This is a genomic window from Enterovibrio norvegicus DSM 15893, from assembly GCF_900115495.1.
GTDB classification, from domain to species: domain Bacteria; phylum Pseudomonadota; class Gammaproteobacteria; order Enterobacterales; family Vibrionaceae; genus Enterovibrio; species Enterovibrio norvegicus.
In genome coordinates this window covers 48649-66573 of sequence record NZ_FOWR01000024.1, presented here as the reverse complement: position 1 = coordinate 66573, position 17925 = coordinate 48649, and the positions used below count along the sequence as shown (strand labels likewise).

General features: G+C 49.3%; 15 protein-coding genes. 5 read left to right on the top strand and 10 right to left on the bottom strand.

Annotation, left to right across the window (positions count from 1 at the left end):
- Positions 1–78 precede the first annotated feature (78 nt).
- The 3 genes from pyrB to BM082_RS15605 all read left to right on the top strand — a co-directional run bounded on the left by pyrB (position 79) and on the right by BM082_RS15605 (position 2064).
- Entirely contained in the window at positions 79–1008 is a 930-nt protein-coding gene (gene pyrB, locus BM082_RS15615; protein ID WP_017008656.1) for an aspartate carbamoyltransferase, read from the top strand.
- 16 nt (positions 1009–1024) lie between these two features.
- Positions 1025–1492 carry an aspartate carbamoyltransferase regulatory subunit gene (pyrI, locus tag BM082_RS15610; protein ID WP_017008657.1) on the top strand — a complete coding sequence of 156 codons (468 nt, stop codon included), beginning with the start codon at positions 1025–1027 and terminating at the stop codon, positions 1490–1492.
- 182 nt (positions 1493–1674) lie between these two features.
- Positions 1675–2064 carry a RidA family protein gene (locus tag BM082_RS15605; protein WP_017016354.1) on the top strand — a complete coding sequence of 130 codons (390 nt, stop codon included), beginning with the start codon at positions 1675–1677 and terminating at the stop codon, positions 2062–2064.
- Positions 2065–2141: 77 nt separating this feature from the next.
- Here BM082_RS15605 and idi read toward each other — a convergent pair whose 3' ends face one another.
- The 8 genes from idi to nudF form a co-directional block, all read right to left on the bottom strand.
- A complete protein-coding gene (gene idi / locus BM082_RS15600) occupies positions 2142–2678 on the bottom strand; it encodes an isopentenyl-diphosphate Delta-isomerase (RefSeq protein ID WP_017008659.1) in 537 nt (178 codons plus the stop codon).
- Between the two features lie 129 nt (positions 2679–2807).
- Positions 2808–3536 (bottom strand): 1-acylglycerol-3-phosphate O-acyltransferase, encoded by a 729-nt coding sequence (locus BM082_RS15595; protein WP_074927648.1) that lies wholly within the window; start codon positions 3534–3536, stop codon positions 2808–2810.
- A gap of 182 nt (positions 3537–3718) precedes the next feature.
- A complete protein-coding gene (parC, locus tag BM082_RS15590; protein ID WP_026024460.1) occupies positions 3719–6004 on the bottom strand; it encodes a DNA topoisomerase IV subunit A in 2286 nt (761 codons plus the stop codon).
- Positions 6005–6030: 26 nt separating this feature from the next.
- On the bottom strand, positions 6031–7923 hold the full coding sequence (gene parE / locus BM082_RS15585) for a DNA topoisomerase IV subunit B (protein ID WP_026024461.1): 1893 nt from the start codon (positions 7921–7923) through the stop codon (positions 6031–6033).
- 96 nt (positions 7924–8019) lie between these two features.
- Positions 8020–8598 carry an esterase YqiA gene (gene yqiA, locus BM082_RS15580; RefSeq protein WP_017008663.1) on the bottom strand — a complete coding sequence of 193 codons (579 nt, stop codon included), beginning with the start codon at positions 8596–8598 and terminating at the stop codon, positions 8020–8022.
- A 2-nt stretch (positions 8599–8600) separates the two neighbouring features.
- Positions 8601–9425 carry a 3',5'-cyclic-AMP phosphodiesterase gene (gene cpdA, locus BM082_RS15575; protein WP_074927645.1) on the bottom strand — a complete coding sequence of 275 codons (825 nt, stop codon included), beginning with the start codon at positions 9423–9425 and terminating at the stop codon, positions 8601–8603.
- A gap of 81 nt (positions 9426–9506) precedes the next feature.
- Entirely contained in the window at positions 9507–9935 is a 429-nt protein-coding gene (locus BM082_RS15570) for a DUF1249 domain-containing protein (protein ID WP_017008665.1), read from the bottom strand.
- Positions 9936–9988: 53 nt separating this feature from the next.
- Positions 9989–10618 (bottom strand): ADP-ribose diphosphatase, encoded by a 630-nt coding sequence (gene nudF, locus BM082_RS15565; protein ID WP_017008666.1) that lies wholly within the window; start codon positions 10616–10618, stop codon positions 9989–9991.
- Between the two features lie 246 nt (positions 10619–10864).
- Between nudF and tolC the strand changes: the two genes are divergently transcribed.
- Positions 10865–12184 (top strand): outer membrane channel protein TolC, encoded by a 1320-nt coding sequence (tolC, locus tag BM082_RS15560; protein ID WP_017008667.1) that lies wholly within the window; start codon positions 10865–10867, stop codon positions 12182–12184.
- Between the two features lie 156 nt (positions 12185–12340).
- Here the strand turns inward: tolC and hldE are convergent, their stop codons facing one another.
- Positions 12341–13771 carry a bifunctional D-glycero-beta-D-manno-heptose-7-phosphate kinase/D-glycero-beta-D-manno-heptose 1-phosphate adenylyltransferase HldE gene (gene hldE / locus BM082_RS15555; protein ID WP_074927643.1) on the bottom strand — a complete coding sequence of 477 codons (1431 nt, stop codon included), beginning with the start codon at positions 13769–13771 and terminating at the stop codon, positions 12341–12343.
- A 206-nt stretch (positions 13772–13977) separates the two neighbouring features.
- Between hldE and lpxL the strand changes: the two genes are divergently transcribed.
- Positions 13978–14907: an LpxL/LpxP family Kdo(2)-lipid IV(A) lauroyl/palmitoleoyl acyltransferase gene (gene lpxL / locus BM082_RS15550; protein WP_017008669.1), complete on the top strand. Its 930-nt coding sequence runs from the start codon at positions 13978–13980 to the stop codon at positions 14905–14907.
- 167 nt (positions 14908–15074) lie between these two features.
- On the opposite strand, the gene glnE is transcribed toward lpxL, so the two are convergent.
- Complete coding sequence (gene glnE / locus BM082_RS15545; protein ID WP_074927641.1) at positions 15075–17921, bottom strand: bifunctional [glutamate--ammonia ligase]-adenylyl-L-tyrosine phosphorylase/[glutamate--ammonia-ligase] adenylyltransferase; 2847 nt, start codon at positions 17919–17921, stop codon at positions 15075–15077.
- Positions 17922–17925: the final 4 nt, after the last annotated feature.

The following is a 17925-nucleotide window of genomic DNA, read 5'->3' as shown; positions in this document are numbered from 1 at the left end:
TAGCCAAAATTTAGCAAACCTTAGTTAGCAAACCTTAGTCAGCAACCTTAGTTAGCATCCATAGAGGGAAGAGAAGACATGGCGACCTCGCTGTACAATAAACACATTATCTCCATCCCGGAGTTGTCCCGCGAAGAATTGGAACTTATTGTCGAAACGGCGGGTACGTTGAAGGCAGAGCCAAACCCTACACTGCTGAAAAATAAAGTGGTCGCAAGCTGCTTCTTTGAAGCCTCAACCCGCACACGCCTCTCGTTTGAAACTGCAGTTCAACGCCTGGGTGGCACCGTGATTGGTTTTCCTGACGGAGGTAACACCTCTTCAGGCAAAAAAGGCGAAACGCTCTCAGACACAGTGCAAGTCATCTCCTCGTACGTTGATGCGTTCGTGATGCGCCATCCTAAAGAAGGCGCGGCACGCTTGGCGTCTGAATTCTCGAAAGGCGTTCCCGTGATTAACGGTGGCGACGGTGCAAACCAGCACCCTTCTCAAACATTGCTGGACTTGTTCAGTATCCATGAGACACAAGGTCGTCTGGATAACCTGAACATCGCGATGGTCGGAGATTTGAAATACGGTCGCACCGTGCACTCGCTCACGCAAGCGCTCTCCAAATTCAAGAACAATCGCTTCTATTTCATCGCGCCTGAAGCCTTAGCGATGCCAGATTACATCTTGGAAGAACTTGAAAAATCAGGCATTGAATACAGCTTGCACGCGACCATCGAAGAAGTGGTTCCTGAACTTGATATCCTCTACATGACGCGCGTTCAGAAAGAGCGATTCGACGAATCAGAATACGCACACATTAAAGCAGCCTTTATTCTCGACACACCAGAGCTTGAGAAAGCACGCGACAACCTGAAAGTGCTTCACCCACTGCCACGCGTTGATGAAATCACCGTCGCTGTTGATAAAACACCCTACGCCTACTATTTCCAACAGGCCGAAAACGGGGTGTATGCGCGCCAAGCATTGCTGGCACTTGTGATTAACGAAGAACTATAAGGCAGGAGTGAGCACAATGGGTAAAGAGTACAAACTACAGGTTGAAGCCATTAAAAACGGCACCGTCATCGACCACATTCCTGCGCATGTCGGCTTTAAAGTCATGAAGCTGTTCAAGCTGCATAAAACCAACGAGCGCGTGACTGTCGGTTTTAACCTTCCTTCTTCAGCCGTGGGCGCGAAAGACCTGATCAAGATTGAAAACATCTTCATCAGTGCAGAACAAGCCAAGCAACTTGCGCTTTATGCACCGCAGGCTACCGTGAACCAAATTGAGAACTATGAAGTGGTTGCGAAGCTGCCACTCACATTGCCAGATGTCATTCTTGGTGTGTTCCGCTGCCCAAATACCAACTGTATTACCCATGACGAAAAAGCCGTTGAAAGTAGCTTCAACGTCGTGAAAAAAGCAGATGATTTGAATTTGAAATGTAAGTACTGCGAGAAAGTGTTCTCGCGTGAAATCATGACTGAAAGCAACTAATACGCGGCGTGCACTAACAAAAGAAGGGTCGGCAAATAACGTCGGCTTTTTTCTTGTCACTGAGGCATACAAAACGGCACGCACAACCTAAATTTGTGAACACGCGGGCTTTACCTGCACGCAAGCAAGATGCAGACTAAGTGCCAGCTCAATTTCCGCTATGTATAAATTAAGGAAAGGTAATGACTAAAGTACTTCACACTGAACACGCTCCTGCCGCGATTGGTCCATACGTACAAGGTGTAGATCTTGGCAACATGGTACTGACTTCGGGTCAAATCCCAGTAAACCCAGTAACGGGTGAAGTATCTGCTGACATCGCAGTACAGGCACGTCAGTCTCTCGAGAACGTGAAAGCAGTGGTTGAGTCATCAGGCCTCACCGTGAGTGACATTGTAAAAATGACCGTGTTCGTTAAAGACTTGAACGATTTCGGCACCGTTAACGAAGTGTACGGTAAGTTTTTCGATGAAAATGGCGTTGCTCACTACCCAGCACGTTCTTGCGTAGAAGTTGCACGTCTTCCGAAAGATGTGGGCATCGAAATCGAAGCTATCGCAGTACGCAAATAAGCGCGAACTGAGCACATAGCACGATCAAAAAAAGCGGCTTTGGCCGCTTTTTTCTCGTCTCAATAACGCCGCATTGCTCACGCTGCCAATTGACCTTCAATGTGCCCAACCACTTCCTCAAACCACGCAGTAAATTGTTGCGGTGATTGCGCCATTGCAGCACGTATTTCCTGCTGCGACCACCAGCGCCAATCCATGATCTCTTCTGGATTGGGGGCTAATTCCACCTCATCGACGTTGCACAAAATGATCTGATCAAGTTCATGCTCTGTCAGATTATTATCAAGCTCCGCGCGATAACAAAATGACACGCCCATCTCGAACACCAAGGGCGCGACGATACCCAGTTCTTCGTTCAATCGACGCGTAGCGGCATTCTCAAAGCTTTCGCCCTGCATCGGGTGTGAACAACAGGTGTTCGTCCAGAGGCCACCGCTGTGGTATTTGCTTTGTGCGCGCTGCTGCAGCAAATACTCACGCCCTCTTACTGTCTCGCGATAGATCATCACAGAGAACGCAAGGTGGAGTAGCCCTTGCTCATGTGCCGCCATTTTGTCAGCAAGACCTGTTTGCTGACCACTTTCAGTGACCAGAACAACCTGATTTTTCTGCATATTCGCCTTACTTCTTTACTCGCGTTTATTATCAGAAAATACAAAAAGGATACGCAATGCGTATCCTTTTCTTCGTTCAATGCCTTAAGTTTATTACGCAAGGTAGCACTTTGCTACTCCGCGTTAACCTCAAGACTTCTTGTTTAGCTCAGCCACTTCAGCGTCCAACTCTGCCAGTTTTTCTGTCATCACCGCATGACAATGCTTCGAGAGTTCGCGTATGTTGTCTTTGTTGTAGCCTTCAATTGAAATCGGATCCATCACTTCCACAATGATATGACCGTTGTTGCCAAGAGAAGCTTTCAAATGACTTGTTGAGCTACACACAATAGGCACGATTGGAACGCCCGCGCCAATGGCTGCGTGGAATGCACCCGTTTTAAATGGTAATAAACCGCGGCCGCGTGAACGCGTACCTTCAGGGAACAGCCACACTGACACATCGCGTTCTTTAATCTTATCGATAACCTGACCAATCGTCCCCATCGCTTTGCTGCGATTATTACGGTCAATCAAAATGTTACCCGTTAGCCAGTACAAGGTGCCGAAGATAGGGATGTACGCCAGGCTCTTCTTACCCACTGTCACAGCACCAGGGCGAACCGCATTCGATACGGTGATCAAATCCCAATTACTTTGGTGGTTAGCGATGTACACACACGTGCCAGCGGCTTTAGAGGCTTCTGATTGGCGCAATTCAAGTTTGATGCCAAAAATCGCCGACATTTTGCCGAACCAGCGTCCAATGGTATACACGTTTTTAGGGTTTCTAGGGCTTAGGAGGCAGTAACCACAACCAAAGATGAGCATGACAATCGCAAATAACGCGACAGCCAAAAGTCGCAGTATGAAATACATTCTTTTCTCCTAAAACCAATACATCACCGAACAGAAAGCAGAATGGACGTGTCGGCGAATTAGAGCGTACACGTGTACGCTTAAATAAAACTCTGAGTAGTATACGTATCCGCCAGCAAAATTCACCTGCTAGCTAACATTTAACCGATGAAAAAAAGCCCTCCGAGTGGAGGGCTTCCTTATTATGCGTCTGGTGATTCGGTCTCATCACTTGGCGTCGAGCCTGACGCCGTGATTTCAATCGCCGTAACACGCTGTAAGCCGCGTGGCAGCATAGAGCCTCGACGGCCACGTTCACCACGGAAGTTATCCATATCTGCAGGTTTCAGAGACAATTTACGCTTACCAGCATGCAGTGTGACCGTTGAACCTTGAGGAACAACAAACAATTGCGCCAGTAGCTCTTCACGCGCTTTCGCGCGCGCTGCAGGAATATTGATGATCTTATTCCCTTTGCCTTTGCCTAGCTGTGGCAACTCTTTCACTGGGAAGACCAACATACGACCTTCGTTCGTGATCGCCACAATGTCATCATTTTCAATGTCAGACACTTTTTGTGGCGGCATCACTTCTGCAGCTTGCGGCAAACTCAACAACGCTTTACCGCTGCGGTTTTTCGATAGCAGGTCATCATGCTTACACACAAAACCATAACCAGCATCAGAGGCCATCAACATCAGGTTGTCATTCTCGCCCATCAACACATGACGAATCGTCGTTCCTGCGGTGATGTTCAAGCGACCTGTGATCGGTTCACCCTGGCTTCGCGCTGATGGCAAGCTGTGCGACTCAAGTGCATAGCTTCGACCATCCGTGCCCACGAAGACTGCAGGTTGGCTACTCTTGCCGCGCGCGGCCGCGAGATAGCCGTCACCGGATTTGTAGCTCAAGCTTGTTGGGTCAACATCATGGCCTTTCGCATGACGGATCCAACCTTTATCAGACAGCACAACAGTGATTGGCTCGCTTGGGATCAAGTCGCGCTCAGTCATTGCTTTTGCTTCTTCACGCTCAACCAATGGAGAGCGACGATCATCGCCATACTTTTCAGCATCGGCGGTGATTTCTTTTTTCAGTAAGGTATTGAGGCGACGATCTGAGCCCAACAGTTTTTCCAACTGCTCGCGCTCCTTGTTCAATTCGTCTTGCTCACCACGGATCTTGATCTCTTCCAGTTTGGCTAACTGGCGGAGTTTGATTTCAAGGATCGCTTCAGCTTGTCGCTCACTCAAATCGAAGCGCTGCATCAATTCCGCTTTCGGGTTGTCTTCCGTGCGGATGATTTCAATGACTTCATCGATGTTGAGATAAGCCGCTAACAAACCATCAAGGATGTGCAAGCGCGCCAGCACTTTATCCAAGCGGTATTGCAAACGACGACGTACCGTACTGCGGCGGAATTCAATCCATTCAGACAGGATTTGAACAAGGCCTTTCACTTGAGGACGTCCATCAAGGCCAATCATGTTCAAGTTTGCACGGTAGCTACGTTCTAGATCGGTAGACGCAAACAAGTGATTCATCAGCTGATCGCAGTCCACACGGTTAGAGCGCGGCACGATAACAATACGCGTCGGATTTTCATGATCCGACTCATCACGAAGATCTTCCACCATCGGCAGTTTCTTCGCGCGCATTTGGTTCGCAATTTGCTCAAGCAGTTTTGCGCCAGACACTTGATGAGGCAGCGCGCTGATCACGATGTCGCCGTTCTCTTTGTGCCAGCAAGCACGCATGCGAACAGAGCCTTTACCACTGCGGTACAGCTTTTTAAGCTCTACATGCGGAGTAATGATTTCGGCTTCCGTCGGGTAATCAGGGCCTTTAACGTATTCCAGCACGCCATCCAAATCGAGCTTTGGCGTGTCGATAAGTGCAATGACGGCATTCGCAATTTCACGCACGTTATGCGGTGGAATGTCAGTCGCCATACCAACCGCAATACCTGTCACGCCATTCAACAGAATGTGTGGCAGACGCGCTGGCATGGTTTTCGGCTCTTTCATGGTGCCGTCAAAGTTCGGCTGCCAATCGACAGTGCCTTGACTGATTTCACCCAAAAGCACTTCCGAGAAGCGAGAAAGGCGCGATTCGGTATAACGCATCGCAGCGAACGATTTCGGATCATCCGGCGCACCCCAGTTACCTTGACCATCAACCAATGGGTAGCGGTAAGAGAACGGCTGCGCCATCAATACCATGGCTTCGTAACACGCAGAATCACCGTGTGGATGATACTTACCGAGTACGTCACCCACAGTACGGGCAGATTTTTTGTATTTTGCCGTTGCCGACAAGCCCAGCTCTGACATCGCATAAATGATGCGACGCTGCACAGGCTTAAGACCGTCACCAATAAATGGCAAAGCACGGTCCATGATGACGTACATCGAGTAGTTGAGGTATGCATCCTCGGTGAACTTCCTTAATGGAAGTTGCTCGACACCGTCATAAGTAATATCAGTCATTGAAAACGTCCGACCCTAAAATCCAGTTAAATTTCTGCTAACTCAGCCATGTCGCCTTTGTCTTGTAGCCAATGGCGACGATCTTCAGCGCGTTTTTTACCCAGCAACATGTCCATCATGCGATCGGTTTCTTCCTGATCGTCAATGGTCAACTGAACAAGACGGCGCGTGTTCGGATCCATGGTGGTTTCGCGAAGCTGAAGCGGGTTCATTTCACCCAGACCTTTGAATCGCTGAACGTCAATCTTGGCGCGTTTTTGGCTAAGGCTTTCCAAAATACCGGCCTTCTCTGCATCATCGAGCGCATAGAACACTTCTTTCCCGCAGTCGATGCGATACAGAGGCGGCATTGCCACATAGACGTGACCCGCTCTTACCAACGCATGAAAGTGTTTTACAAACAGGGCGCACAGCAAGGTGGCGATGTGCAGACCATCCGAGTCCGCATCGGCGAGGATACAAATTTTACCGTATCGCAAACCTGAAAGATCTTCGCTGTCAGGGTCAATACCCAATGCGACGGAAATGTCATGCACTTCCTGTGACGCCAATACTTGGTCAGCAGACACTTCCCACGTATTTAGGATCTTACCGCGTAGCGGCATGATGGCTTGGAATTCACGATCACGCGCTTGTTTCGCCGAACCGCCTGCCGAGTCACCCTCGACCAAAAACAGTTCAGTACGCGCTAAGTCTTGCATGGAACAGTCAGTCAACTTACCCGGCAATGCAGGGCCCGAGGCCACTTTCTTACGCACCACCTTCTTGGCTGCTCGCATACGTTTGTGCGCATTCGCGATACACACTTCTGCAAGTTGTTCTGCCAGTTGTGGGCGTTCATTAAGCCACAAGCTGAACGAATCTTTGACCACGCCAGACACGAAGGCTGCACATTGGCGCGATGACAAACGCTCTTTGGTTTGACCCGCGAATTGAGGGTCTTGCATCTTCACCGACAATACATAAGCACATCGGTCCCAAATATCATCAGCTGTTAACTTCACGCCACGCGGCAGTAAGTTGCGGAATTCACAGAATTCACGCATCGCATCCAGCAAGCCTTGGCGTAAGCCATTAACGTGCGTACCGCCTTGTGCTGTCGGGATCAGGTTAACGTAACTTTCAGTGATGAGTTCACCACCTTCAGGTAACCAGATAATCGCCCAATCAGCCGCTTCATGTGGCGCACGAAACTCACCGACAAACGGTTCTGCTGGCAGCAGTTCATACCCTTTCACGCCTTCCGCCAAGTAGTCTTTCAAACCACTTTCATAACACCACTTGATGGTTTCATTGGTGTTTTTATCGGTAAAGACGATTTCAAGCCCTGGGCAAAGTACCGCTTTGGCTTTCAGGTTGTTTTTCAGACGAGAAACGGAGAATTTTGGAGAGTCAAAGTACTTTGCTTCCGGCCAGAAATGCACGCGCGTACCTTTGGCGCGGCGCCCACAAGTCCCAGTAACCGTTAGCTCTTGTACTTTATCGCCATGCTCAAATGCAATTTCATACACCTGACCATCGCGTTTGACAGAGACTTCGACGCGGTTCGATAGCGCATTCACTACCGAAATACCCACACCGTGCAAACCGCCACTGAATTGGTAGTTGTTGTTGGAGAACTTACCACCAGCATGCAGTTTACAGAGAATCAGTTCGACACCTGACACCCCTTCTTCAGGGTGAATATCGACAGGCATACCACGGCCGTCATCAATAACTTCAAGGGATTGATCCGCATGAAGGATGACTTCTACTTTGCGTGCATGTCCTGCCAACGCTTCGTCGACACTGTTATCGATGACTTCCTGACCAAGATGGTTTGGACGGGTCGTATCTGTATACATGCCGGGACGACGACGAACCGGCTCAAGACCATTGAGTACTTCAATGGATCCCGCGTTATAAACTTGCTCTGTCATAAATGATTGGCTTTTAAAATTTTTCACATGGTCTGTGATGGCCCGTTACCTTGTCAAATAATGACACAGCTAACGAGGACAATCTGTGAGGAACACTCACAGTCCCAGGAATTGAATGATTTCAGCGGGGTATCTTTCGAAGCCTACAAAGGCATGATCGCCCCCAGCTTCAACAGTTTGCTTACATCCCTGGTATTTGGCGACGGCCTGACGATAGTCGAGAACTTCGTCTCCTTCCTGCTGCAACAGCCACATTGACTCGGGATGAGTAATGGATTCAGTATCCAATGCTTTCAGTTCATCCATATGATGAGTTTCCAGCAGGTATTGCTCCCCAGTATAGGGGTTTTTCTGCGGACCTAAGTAATCAGCAAGCAATTCGTAAGGCTTAACCGCAGGGTTGATCACAACTGCAGGGAATCCATGTTGGCTATTTAGCCACGCCGAAAGGTAGCCACCTAAAGAACTACCTACTAACCCGATGCGATAGTCACCTTTGTAACGATCAACTAATGCATTGAGTTGCGCTGCAGCGGCGGCAGGGTAGCAAGCCAGCCTTGGAACTTCCAGTTTTATGTCTGGGCGGTGGATCTCGCACCATTGCTGCATTTGCTGCGCTTTGAGTGAAAGCGGTGAGCTGTTAAACCCGTGAATGTAGATCAACAAAACCGGCATGATCAGTAGCCTGCCGAATTCATATCAGGATGGAAGCCCATGCCTTTCAATCGACCCACTTCACTGGAGATGGTGCCATCTTGATGCAAGGAAATTTCGCGCCACCCTGGATTGGTCGAATCCAACGCAAAATCATCTGAATCAGGGAGGAATTGAATACATGTCGACGGTGCGGCCATGACTCGACGTCCTGCGTGCTCAGTGTCCAAGGCTTGATGAATGTGCCCACACACCACGCCTTTCACGTTGCTGTGCTTTTCCACGCGCAGCCAAAAGGCATCTTGGTTATGAAGCTGATGCTGATCAAGCCACGCGCTGCCCGCGGGCAAAGGATGGTGATGAAGCAGAATAAGGGTATGTCGTTCAGGATAAGACGTGAGCGCTTGCTCTAGCAACGCCAATTGCTCGCTCGTGAGTCGACCGTGCGGCACCCCTTTTACCTGACTGTCTAAAATGATCATCTGCCAGTGTTCACCCAGTAACACTTGATCACATCGCACCAAGGTGGATTGCTCAAGCACGGCGTTCATTTCAGGTTGGTAATCATGGTTACCCGGCAACCAATAGCAAGGCTGCGACCAATGCGCGATACCATCAACAAAACGCTGGTACGATTCTGCGGTGTGATCTTGCGACAAGTCGCCCGTCGCGATAATGGCGTCAAAGGAAATGTCTTGTGCTTGGATCTCTTCCACAACCGCTTTGTAACTCGCAGCCGTGTTAATCCCTAACAAACTGCCGTGCGGGTCTGCAAAAAGGTGTGTATCTGTAATTTGCAACAACCGAACGGTTTGGCTGTGTTGGCTTGGTAGATGGCAAATCCGCAACGTCTTGAAAATCCTGATCGTAAATGAGCTTAAATGTGTATCACACTGACGACATACTGCGAAGAAGTACGCGATCAGCGCTTAATATATTGCGTCGTGTTTCGTAATTCCGTTTCTCAGACAATGCCCCAACCAATCAGAAAGAAAGGCGTTAATTTGATGCTTCTCGTCTTGCTGAAGCATACGCGGGTTGGGGTAATCATAGCGCGGCTGAATTTGGGAAATACTCTGACTGGTACATACGTCAGCCACCCGAGCATCGTGATACATACGCACAACCAATCGTGGTCTGAGGTACTCAGGGACATCTCCGCGCTGCCATATATCTAACAACGTGGTGTAACGCGTTGATTCTACGATATCGACTTGAAATTCGTTACCTTGTATTTCATACACGCAGAATTCACCAACATCATCCTGACGCGGCATCAGCCTTAGTAACTTGGCATAATTGGTCTCATACATTCGCATCAGGGCGTTCAAATCAACCCGATACCCTTGTCTCAACATCTTATATCCTACGTGATCTTGCTAATACTGCAGTGTAAATGCAGTAAAAGTGCCTACTCGCGCAAAGTCTCAACATTTAGCATCAACCACTGCAACGCAATAATTGATGCGGCGTTTTCAATCTTGCCACTTTGCACCCATTGGTATGCCGTTTCTCTTGGCACGACATGAACCAAAATGTCTTCACCTTCTTCCGGCAAGCCGTGAATGCCTTTCGCTTTCGACGCATCCACCTTACCCAGGTATAAATGAATGCGCTCTGAGCACCCACCCGACGTTGAAAGGTAGCTCGTAATCGGCGTCAATTCTTGAACGGGCAGCCCCGCTTCTTCTTCTGATTCACGCACCGCGACGTCTTCAGGTGATTCGTCTTTATCAATGATCCCTGCAACGATTTCCAATTGCCAGGGTTCATCACTGGCAACCATGGCGCCAATACGGATTTGCTCAACCAAAACAACACTGTCTGTCACAGGGTCATAAGGGAGCATCGCAACCGCCTGACCACGTTCAAACAACTCTCTTTCGATAGTGTCACTCCACCCGCCTGCAAACAAACGGTGGCGGAAGCGATATTTCACCATCTTAAAGTAACCATTATAGACAAGGTCACTTTTATCAATCTGTACGTCTTCATGTCCAAACTGATTTGGCTGCATTTTCTGTGGCACGGACTTTTCCATATTGTCTCCGTATAAGGGGGCAAATGATAACTACGCCTTCTGGGAAGCTGCAATCAGAAACCTTTACTTTTTTGTTATACATTGCAGAATTATTTGAATCCCATTCGAAGACAGATTGTTTTACAATCAATTTTTCTCAATAAACCATCACATTGTCAGTTCCAAGTAAGGTTGCATGGTTTACACTAGGGTCGGATACCCTTTTGGCAATTTATTAGAATACGACAAGTTCAGGGACTACTTATTATGAAGAAATTGCTCCCCTTATTTATCGGGGTTGCGCTTGGCACCGTCGCTCCCCTGGCTAGCGCAGACGACCTTATTCAGGTTTATGAACAAGCGAAACAAAGTGATCCTCAATTGCTGCAAGCTGCGGCGACAAAAGATGCTGCTTTCGCTGCTGTTGACACAAACCGCGGTACGTTGCTGCCTCAAATCAATTTGAGTGCAGGTTATAACCTTTCTCGCAACAGTGAAGATACCTTTGTTAATGACACCAATACATTAACTGCTGGGATAGATTTTAGTCAGGAACTGTTCGATCAAAACAGCTGGATCAACTTAGACCTTGCCGAAATTACGGCACGTCAAGCTGACGCTACCTATGCAGCCTCACAACAATCTCTGATCCTTCGTGTTTCAACGGCTTATTTTGATGTTTTGCGCGCCATCGATGATTTGGTATTTGTTCGCGCAGAAAAAGCCGCCGTTGGCCGTCAGCTAGAACAAACGAAGCAGCGCTTTGAGGTCGGTTTGTCAGCCATTACTGACGTGCACGATGCGCAAGCTCAGTATGACTCAGTACTGGCTCAAGAAATTCAGGCCAAGAACGTTGTTACCAACAGCTATGAAGAATTGCGTGAAATCACTGGCCAAAGCCATGCTGACCTGAGCGTGTTGAACACCCGCACCTTCTCGGCAAGCAGCCCAGAACAAACGCAAGACGCGCTGGTGAAACAAGCAGAAGAAACCAACCTTAGCTTGCTCGCGCAGCGCATCACACGTGACGCATCAAAAGAGCGTATTAGCTTGGCCGAATCAGGTCACATGCCATCGCTGACGCTAGATTTGGGTTACGGGTATACAGACCGAGCGAATGAAACAGATTCTTCTGGGGATTTCAGTAATAACCAATTGACTGGCGGCATTAACTTCAACATGCCTCTTTATACTGGTGGTAGAACCACCGCCCAAGTGAAAGAAGCGCAGTTCAACTATGTTGCTGCGTCAGAAGCACTTGAAGCGCGTTACCGCAGTACAGTGAAAGATGTGCGTGCCTTCTACAACAACATCAATGCAAGCATTGGCTCTCTTCGTGCGTTTGAGCAAACCGTTGTGTCTGCACGTTCAGCACTTGAAGCGACAGAAGCCGGCTTTGAAGTGGGTACACGTACCATTGTTGATGTACTCGATTCAACACGTCGTCTTTACGATGCAAACCGTAGCTTGTCAGATGCACGTTACGATTACATCCTAAGCGTACTGCAACTGCGCCAAGCAGTGGGTACCTTAAATGAAGAAGACCTTGTTGAGATCAACCAAGGTTTAGTGCCACCGAAGAAGTAATCGGTCACTCATCTTACGCGATCAAAAAAGGCACCCTAGGGTGCCTTTTTTATTCTGCGGCCAATCAAAGATTCACCGCACTTTTGCAAGTTAACCGCTCTCAAATTTGAGGCCCTCAATCAAGAGCCCCTAAAGCCAGAGCAGTACCAAGCCAAATCAGTTATGACCACTCAAAATAGAGTTAATGATCTCTGTGGTTGAGCAACCATCTTCGAAGTTCAACACAAGCACTTTACCGCCTGCAGCAATCACTTCTTTACCACCCGCAATGTCTTCGGGCTTATAGTCACCGCCTTTTACCAGCAAGCTAGGCAGCACTTCGCTGATCAAGCGTTGAGGCGTTTCTTCAGCGAAAGGCACAACCCAATCCACCGCACTCAAACCGGCCAATACAGCCATACGGCGGTCAGTTGGGTTAACAGGACGACCCGGGCCTTTCAAGCCACGTACAGATTCATCGGTGTTCACGGCAACAATTAGGCGATCGCCCAATTTCGCCGCTTCATTCAAGTAAGCCACATGGCCAGCATGCAGAATATCAAAACAACCGTTGGTCATGACCACGGTTTCACCACGAGCTTTCGCCATTTGAACGGCAGCAATCAGTTGATTCTCAACAACCACACCAAAACCAGATTGGTGGCTTCCGTGTACCGCTTCGGTCAATTCGATGGTCGACAGCGTAGACGTACCCAGTTTGCCAACAACAACACCCGCTGCAGCATTCGCAAGGGCACACGCATCAGCCAGTGATTTACCTGCAGCAAGCGATGACGCCAACACAGAAATCACGGTATCGCCTGCACCGGTCACGTCATACACTTCTTTTGCCAGCGTCGGCAGGCTCAATGGCTCTTGGCCTTCTTGAAGCAGCATCATGCCGTGCTCACTGCGCGTAACAAGTAACGCTTCAAACTCAAACTGACGAATAAGCTCTAGGCCTTTCTCAATGATGTTTTCTTCCGTTGGGCATGCGCCCACTACGGTTTCAAATTCGCTCATGTTTGGCGTCAACAGTGTTGCACCACGGTAACGTTCAAAGTCAGCGCCTTTTGGATCAACCAAAGTAGGAATACCTGCACGACGTGCAAGCTGGATCATTGGCTGAACGTTTTCCAACGCACCTTTCGCGTAATCAGACAAGATCATCGCTTTGGTGTGCGGCAACGAGGCTTCGATACGCTCAAGGATTAGCGCAACATCCACATTGTGGAAGCCTTCTTCGAAATCAAGGCGAATCAATTGCTGGTTTCGGCTCATCACACGCAGTTTGGTGATGGTTGGGTAATCCGCCAAACCAACAAAGTTACAATCCACTTTCAGTGAGCTAAGGGTTTCATTCAGCACACTTGCCTGCTCATCTTGACCCACGAGACCAATCAATCTCGCTTTACCACCAAGCGCCGCAATGTTCATTGCCACGTTAGCTGCACCACCAGGACGCTCTTCTGTTTGATTAATCTTCACCACAGGCACAGGCGCTTCTGGTGAGATACGACCTGTAGGACCGTACCAGTAACGGTCAAGCATTACGTCACCAACAACCAATACATCGGCTTGCTGGTAGTCAGGCAAAGTCAGTTTCATTGTTATCTCCAGGGACAAAGGAACGCGTGCGATATTACCACAATGCATTCAAAGCAACAGCTTCCCAACAAAGAAGCACATTGAAACCTGCAACTTAGACCCAAACAATCTGAACTCTGCAACTTGAGGTTATTTGGGTATAAACACATTTACGGTTAGACTAACGCTCTTAATATCGAGCTTTATTTAGGAAGCGCAATTCAGCCATGAGCAACAAACACGAAGCACCAACATTCCAATGGTCTTTCCTCCACCCTAAGTACTTGCATACTTGGATTGGGGTTGGCTTGATGTTTCTTATCAGTTGGCTGCCGTATCGCGTGCAACGCTTTTTAGGCTTCAAGATTGGCCTAGTGATCATGAAGTTCTTTAAAAGCCGCAAAAAGATTGCCGATCGCAACTTGCAGCTGTGCTTTCCAGAAATGACGGGCGGCGAGCGCGAAGCCATGCTCAAAGAAAACTTTGAGCACATGGGTATGGCACTCTTTGAAACCTGCATGGCATGGTTTTGGCCGAAATGGCGCATTAAGAAGCACATGAAATTCGTGGGTTTTGAACGCTTAGAACAACTCAAAGCCAGTAAGAAAGGTGGGCTTGTGCTTGCTGTGCACTCATTCAACCTTGAATTGGGCGCACGCGCGTTTGGCACGCACACCCCGGGTTACGGCGTATACCGCCCTAACACCAACCCCGTTTACGATTGGTTCCAATACCGCGGACGCACCCGCGATAATGGCGCGATCGATCGCCGCGACGTAAAACGCATGGTCAAAGAAATGCGTAAAGGTGAATTAATCTGGTACGCACCCGATCATGATTATGGCCGTCACCGTTACACATGGGCACCGTTGTTTGCCGTTGAGAAAGCGTGCACCACCACGGGCACGCATTTGCTGGCATCGGCAGGTCAAGCCACCGTATTTACCTTCACCATCACGCGTGATCGCGAAGGTACCGGTTACACCATGACCTTAGATCCACCGCTAGAGGCTTTCCCGTATGATGACGAAGAAGCCGCTGCCATCTACACCAACAAATTTGTAGAACGTTCGATCCTTCGCGCGCCGGAGCAATACATGTGGTTGCACCGCCGATTTAAGAGTCGACCAGACGGCGAGCCGTCGTTGTACGATTGAGATTCGAGATTCGAGATTCGAGATTCGAGATTCGAGATTCGAGATTCGAGATTCGAGATTCGAAGAATGATGCCGCTCATACACAGAAAAGCCAGCATTTATGCTGGCTTTTCGTTTTTTGATATTGCTCTTACTCGAGACTGCTCTTTCTCGCCTCTCGTACCTCTTTACTCCATCCACACCTTCCACGCATCCCGCACAACCTCGCGCTCTTCAAGAAAGCTGTCATCTGCAATTTCAACCGACGCATCGAGCAGATTAAGACGGTGGATTTCATCACGCATGGTGGTGTAAGCATCGCGCAGTTTGAGCGCTTGTGCCGTACCGAGAATGCCCACTTGCGCCATGTCTTCAAGGATACGGACGTTGTCACTCCAACGAGTGAGCGCTCCTTCATCATGACTGTTCGCGAGCACCAGATATTGCGTTAAAAACTCAATATCCGTGATACCACCAGGGTCTTGCTTGATGTGGAATTTGTCTTTTTCTTTGCTGCCGAGGTGATCGCGCATTTTGATGCGCATGTCTGCCACATCTTTGCGCAGAGAATCGCGATCCCTTTCCTTGGTCAGCACCTGTTTGCGTACATCGGCAAAGCCTTTCGCCAACAGCGCATCGCCGAAAATCATGCGCGTACGCACCAAAGCTTGATGTTCCCACGTCCACGCTTCGGTGTTTTGATATTCAAGGAAAGATTCTATCGTCGTCACCAACATGCCGGATGCGCCCGACGGACGAAGGCGTGTGTCGATGTCATACAACACGCCCGAGGCCGTGCGCGTCGAAAACAGGTGAACAATGCGCTGCGCCAAACGGAGATAGAACTGACGACCATCAATTTCTTTAGGCCCATCGGTATACACGTTATCAGGACAATCATGCAGGAACACCACATCCAGATCCGAGTTATACCCCAGTTCAATGCCGCCCACTTTGCCATAACCAATGACAGCAAAGCCGCGACCATTGCGATCCGTAAGGTGCGAAGGCTGGCCATATTTTTCTGCCATTTGATACCACGCCTGATTCACCACCGCTTCCACGATCGCTTCGGCTAAGTAAGTCAGGTGATCACTCACTTCCATCACCGGCAGCACATCCGCAATGTCAGCTGCCGCAATACGTAGCAATTGGGTTTGCTTATATTGACGGATCATCTCCATTTGCTGTTCCATGTCCTCCTCGGGGATCCGAGCCAGAAATTCGAACAACTCATTGCGGTATTGATCCAACGGCGTTGGATTATAAAGGTGTTGAAGATCCAACAGCTCATCAAGCAAAATCGGGAAAGTCGACAGTTGCTCTGCCACCATCGGGCTTGCGCCGCACAGTCTCACCAACTGCGCAATGGCACTGTGGTGCTCATCCAGTAACTCAAGATACGTGGTACGCGTGGCAATGCTCACCAACAATGTGAGCACGCGCTCAAGCACGGCGAATCCATCATCGCGACCCAGGATCTGACTCAGAACGACAGGCATCAAACGGTTAAGCACTTCTCGGCCACGCGGCCCAAGGGTGCGTTTGGCAAGCTCCTGTTTAAAGCTCAGCAGTGCATGGGCTTTTTCCGTCGGCGACTTGGCATTCATGTCTTGAAGGATCTTCTCGACAAGCTCTGTGTCACGCGCGGCATCCCACACTTCCCCAAAAACATCATCTACTTTGGCTTCGTCGCTGTTTTCTTCCTCGCCAATCAGATCATCAAACACATCATGAACACCTTTCATGTGCGCAAGGATCTTGGTGTGCAAATCGTCCCAACAGGATTCCCCCATCGCGATAGCAAGGCGCAACTGATCCAAGCTGTCATCTGGCAAGGTTTGGGTTTGTTTGTCGCCAATGCCCTGCAGTAAGTTTTCAGTGCGACGAAGATAGCGGTATGACGCCTCAAGTGTGTCCACATCTTCGGGTGGCAACATGTTAAGGGTCTTGATGGCATCTAAGGTGATAAACAGGCCACGCTGACGCAAAGACGGATCGCGACCGCCGCGGATCAACTGGAAGGATTGCGCGATAAACTCCACTTCACGAATCCCACCCGCGCCAAGCTTGATGTTGTTGGTCAAGCCACGACGACGTACTTCGCTGCGGATCATGGCTTTCATGCGGCGCAGTGATTGGATCGCACTGAAATCGATATATCGGCGGAACACAAACGGACGCAGCATTTGGCGTAACGTTTGGTAGCAATCAAATTGCTCCTTGCCCATCACCCGCGCTTTGATCATCGCGTAGCGTTCCCAGTCTCGACCTTGCTCTTGGTAGTAATCTTCAAGCGCGGCAAAACTCATGACCAAAGGCCCGCTGTCACCAAAGGGGCGCAGCCGCATGTCTACGCGATAACAAAAGCCATCAAAGGTTTGTTGATCCAACGCTTTGATCAAACGCTGACCGAGGCGGGTAAAGAACTGTGCATTGGAGATACTGCGGCGCGCGCCTTCCGTTTCTCCGTTCTCAGGATAGGTAAAAATAAGATCGATGTCAGAAGAGAAATTAAGCTCGCCGCCACCCAATTTCCCCATGCCGAGGATCAACATGGGTTGCGCATTGCCTGCGTCATCGCGAGGGGTTCCCCACTCTTTGCAGCAGTAACGGTAAAGCCAACCGTAGGCTTCCATGATCATGGACTCTGCCAGTTTAGACAGGTGAGCGAGGCTATCATCAAGACTCATCGCATCGTTAAAATCATGCCACGCAAGCCACACCATTTCCTGGCGGCGAAAACGGCGCAGTTCACGCATGATACCGTTTTCATCAATCTGGCTATCCAGCCTTTCTTTTAAACGCTGGCGATACGCTTTTCGGCGTGGTCCAGAATCGAGGTTATCTTTCAGCCAAGGCAACAGGGTTGCATCGTGCAGCATCGACTCAGAAATGAAGTCACTCAGTGCTAAGGTGCGGCTCAGCAATTCACGCTGCTCACCTTGCCATTGTGCGAGGTTTTCCGCTTGCGTTTCAGACAACGCATCCAATGCGCGAGTTGCGCGATGTTTAAGTTCAGAAGGCAGTGACATGTAT